Raw genomic sequence first — 3,822 nt, 5'->3', positions numbered from 1 at the left:
CACCCGTTCGACCGATGCAAAACGCACAGAAGACGCTCTAAGCGCGATTGAACGCAATGAAATCAAATCTGAACACCAGCTAAAGAACTATCTGAACCCGCAAGCCGTATCTATTACCGACAAACGGGCAATCTATGTTGGTGTTGATGATTATCGCGCTGCAGGTGGTGCCACCGTTACAGACTTGTTTTCAACCGAAGTTCTCTTTGAAGATTCCGAACTTCTTGCCAAGCTCTACAACGACAAACTTCTTGCTGCAGCTGCAGAAATACAAGCCGAGGGTTGGGCGTGGGTTGAGTGTTATTATAAACCTCATATTTGGTATCCCATTCAGGAAGAAAAACTTGAAAAGTTGAAACCTGTCGGAAATCAGTTTTCAGAAGAAGAAACAAAAGAATTTGCGCAGCTGAAAGCCAAGGAAATCGAAGAGGGTCTTGATGACGAAGAAAACGCCAGACTCGACTACTACGAGGATCAAGAAGTAGATATTTTTTCAGAACAGCAAAAATCAGTATCAGGCGGTTACGTCTACCTTAATGAGCTTGGGGAACTGCAGACAAGTTTAGGTCTGGTCAAAAGATCCCATGTGCCAGAAGCAGTAAAACTTGGTTTTTTAAAGGAAAAACCAAAGGACACAAGCAAGGCAAAACCAAAGGGAGAGTACAGCCAAGCCCTTAAAGATGACCTTCGACGGGCAAGATTAGGATCGCTACAGAAGGCCCTTCTGGAAAAGCCTGAACTGGTTCTGGATCTGCTGGCTTTCTCGCTCTGTGAAAAGTCTTCAGGTAGTGGTTATTCCCCGCTCGATATCAAAATTGGCCGACCAGAAAACAAGCCAAACACTGAAACCGGATTTGAGTTTGATACCCGCCTTACACATCCGGCAGATCCTTATTCTTGGGGTAATGGTGATTTCATCACTGTCGAAGACAAGGTTTCAGCTTTCAGCGAGTTTCAGAGTAAAGGCCAGAAACACCGCGACACAGTAATTACAGAAGGACTGGCGCGGACATTCTGGGACTATGGCAAAGAGCTAACTGGAAAAGTCGAATGCCTGTCAGGTGCCAATTTGAGATCTGTCTGGACACCCACCAGTGAAAACTTCTTCAAGCGGGTTTCTGCAGATGATCTTGACCAGATTTATCGCGATGTAATGGGGCAGGGGGCTTCTAAAGACTTCTTCTCGATGAAGAAGAAAGGAAAGGTAGAGGCGCTTGATACCCTGTTCAATGATCCAGAAGTCATTCAAGCACTTTCCGACGATCAAAGAGAGAAGATCGCAACTTGGGAACCTAAAAAATAAATGTCTGCAGGGGTGCACTATTGGGAGATCTTCTCTTAATAGTGCATTGCCTGATTGTCCTCTGTGGGATACAATTGCATATGATAGAGATTAAACAAACACCCCAGTTTGAAAAATGGTTGGATAGTCTCCGGGACAAGAGAACACAGCTTAAAATTGCTTCCCGGATCTTGCGACTTAAAAGCGGCCTTGATGGTGATATCAAGCCCGTAGGAGCCGGGGTTAGTGAATTGCGGATCAATTATGGTCCGGGCTTTAGACTGTATCTGATTAAAAGGGGGAATGAATATATCATCCTTCTTTGTGGTGGTGATAAATCAACCCAATCAAGAGATATCAGGCTGGCTAAAGAATTGGCTGAGAAGTGGAAATGATCATGGCTGAAAAACTGACAACCTTTGATGTAACAAAATATCTTGATGATGATGAAGCCATTGCCATCTTTCTGACGGACGCACTTGAAACAGGCGATCTGGGTTATATCAACATGGCCATCGGAGAAATTGCCCGGGCCAGAGGTATGACCGATATCGCCAAGAAATCAGGCGTAAAACGGGAAGCGCTCTATAAAGCTTTGTCCGAAACAGGAAACCCGCATTTTAAAACCGTTATGGCCGTAACAGAAGCTCTTGGCCTGAAAATGAGTTTTACTCCTGCCGCCTGATGGGTGCGCGCCGCCGGATCAAGACACCGGGTTTCCCGGTGCGAGGCTGCGCCTCTCGCGGTTTGTTGCACAAACCGCCTTTCTCCCAATAAGGAGAAGATGTTTTGGGGCTGTATTTTACTGATGTTTCTTTTGGGTGTTCCTATGCGCCGGTTGTTTTGTCTCCTGTTCTTCTTTACCTGGTCTTTCGCTAATATCGCGATGGCCCAATCAAAACTGGTTGGACCTGTCACCCATGTTCGTGATGGTGACACAATAGAAGTTCTCTCCGTTCCCATTCGACTTGAAGGGCTTCATGTTCCGGAACTCGATAGCGAAGCTGGCCAAACAGCCGCAATATTTATGCGGGATCTTGTCCAAGGGGAAGATGTGGTCTGTTCTCTGACAGGTCATAGAAGTTACGACCGCCAAATTGGGGTTTGCACTTTTGGCGGTAAAGATCTTTCTGAGATCATTATTAAAGCCGGCCATGGTCGAGATTGCCCCCGCTTTTCAAAAGGGCGCTACAAAAAGTTTGAACAGGATATGGTAAAAGATTGGCCGCTTCCTAAATATTGTATGTGAGTTTTTGGGGGGATATATGCGTTACAAGTTCAAAAGACTGAGACATGCGGATACAAACTTAGCTTCTTCAGCTGTTCGGAAAGTTGCAGTGTCGGCCAACGGGGAAGGGCCTTCCCGCTTGAATCGCTTCTTTCAAACTTTGGGCAGGATTGAACTCCTTTTTGGATTTATCGCTATTCCGGTTGTATCAATTGTTGGCTGGAATGAAATTCAATCGATAGCAGAGCAACGAAGAGTCAACGCATGGCAGCTGGTCGTTACGGAAGCCAGTGGCAATTCTGGGAAAGGAGCCGCGCTCGAATTTCTCAATCAGCAGCATTATTGTATTCCCTGGACAAACACCTGCTTGTTGGAAAAAGAACCTCTGGTCGGAATAAACCTCGAAAATGGTTACATTCCTGATGTCAATTTAAGTCGCGCAAATTTGGACAATGTAGTGATGAATGGCGCATATCTGCTCCAAGCTGATTTGAGCAGAACCAGATTGGAGAAAGCTAATTTTCTAAAGGCTTATTTGGTTTTATCTGATTTGACGGATGCTTTTCTCAAGGATGCTTCTTTTAACCAGGCTAATCTGGCCTTTGTAAACTTTTCCAAGGCATATTTAGAGAATGTGGATTTCTCTGGTGCTAATTTAAAAGGGGCCCGCTTTGAAGATACCGATCTCCGAGGTATTCATGCGATTGATGAAAAGTTCCATAATGCTGTATTTACTGACGCAAATCTGTCTTTCACGGATTTTACAGGTTCAAATTTGATTGTTGAACAACTGGAAAATACCTGTGTAATGGCCGTTGATGCTCAACCAGTACTTCCTGATCGGGTAGAATTTAAAGATATAAAACTTGAGGTCTGTGAGAGATATAAAACAGAATAGGGGTCTGTCTTCTGGCGAAGACCGCGCTATATTCCGGTAATCTCCTACCTCGATAACCTACACCGAGCCTGTAGTCTCGGCACAGGAGGGTAACTATCCCTCAGACGAGCTGGTTGCCGGCGAATTGCCCAAGATCCCCCTGTCTTCATTTTATTGTTGAGGTAGTCCCTTTCCGGTCTATCGACCTTGCGCCCCTTTGGGTCGCATTGGCCTTTAGAAAAGGCCCTTTTTGATAGGACCACGCGATGCTGTTGCCGCGCCCAGGGCGCGTCACTCAAACCCGTATCCCCATAATCGCTTTCGCGATCACTGGCCAGTACCTGGCCAGCCTTCCGCTTCTCTCCAGGTGGGTGATCCCCCTCGGGTTCTTCGGTCCTTGTTTATCAAAAATTCCCCCAAACTGCCTTACGTCAG

Annotated in this window: 5 protein-coding genes; all 5 read left to right on the top strand. The window is 45.9% G+C overall.

Going from position 1 to position 3,822, the window contains the following annotated elements; genetic code table 11:
• Window positions 1-1,303, top strand: a 1,303-nt coding sequence (locus B152_RS0113050) for a hypothetical protein (protein ID WP_020592870.1), incomplete at its 5' end; no start/stop codon positions are given.
• Window positions 1,304-1,383: 80 nt separating this feature from the next.
• Complete coding sequence (locus B152_RS0113045) at window positions 1,384-1,677, top strand: type II toxin-antitoxin system RelE/ParE family toxin (protein ID WP_026261541.1); 294 nt, start codon at window positions 1,384-1,386, stop codon at window positions 1,675-1,677.
• A 2-nt stretch (window positions 1,678-1,679) separates the two neighbouring features.
• Window positions 1,680-1,967 (top strand): addiction module antidote protein, encoded by a 288-nt coding sequence (locus B152_RS0113040; protein ID WP_026261540.1) that lies wholly within the window; start codon window positions 1,680-1,682, stop codon window positions 1,965-1,967.
• A gap of 99 nt (window positions 1,968-2,066) precedes the next feature.
• Window positions 2,067-2,531, top strand: coding sequence for a thermonuclease family protein (locus B152_RS23665; protein WP_020592867.1), 465 nt, complete (start codon window positions 2,067-2,069; stop codon window positions 2,529-2,531).
• Between the two features lie 16 nt (window positions 2,532-2,547).
• Entirely contained in the window at window positions 2,548-3,408 is an 861-nt protein-coding gene (locus tag B152_RS25410) for a pentapeptide repeat-containing protein (RefSeq protein WP_020592866.1), read from the top strand.
• Window positions 3,409-3,822 lie beyond the last annotated feature (414 nt).

Origin of the sequence: Kiloniella laminariae DSM 19542 (assembly GCF_000374005.1) — a bacterium.
GTDB lineage: Bacteria > Pseudomonadota > Alphaproteobacteria > Kiloniellales > Kiloniellaceae > Kiloniella > Kiloniella laminariae.
Note: the sequence above shows the minus strand (reverse complement) of the source record. Positions and strands in the feature narration are given on the sequence as shown.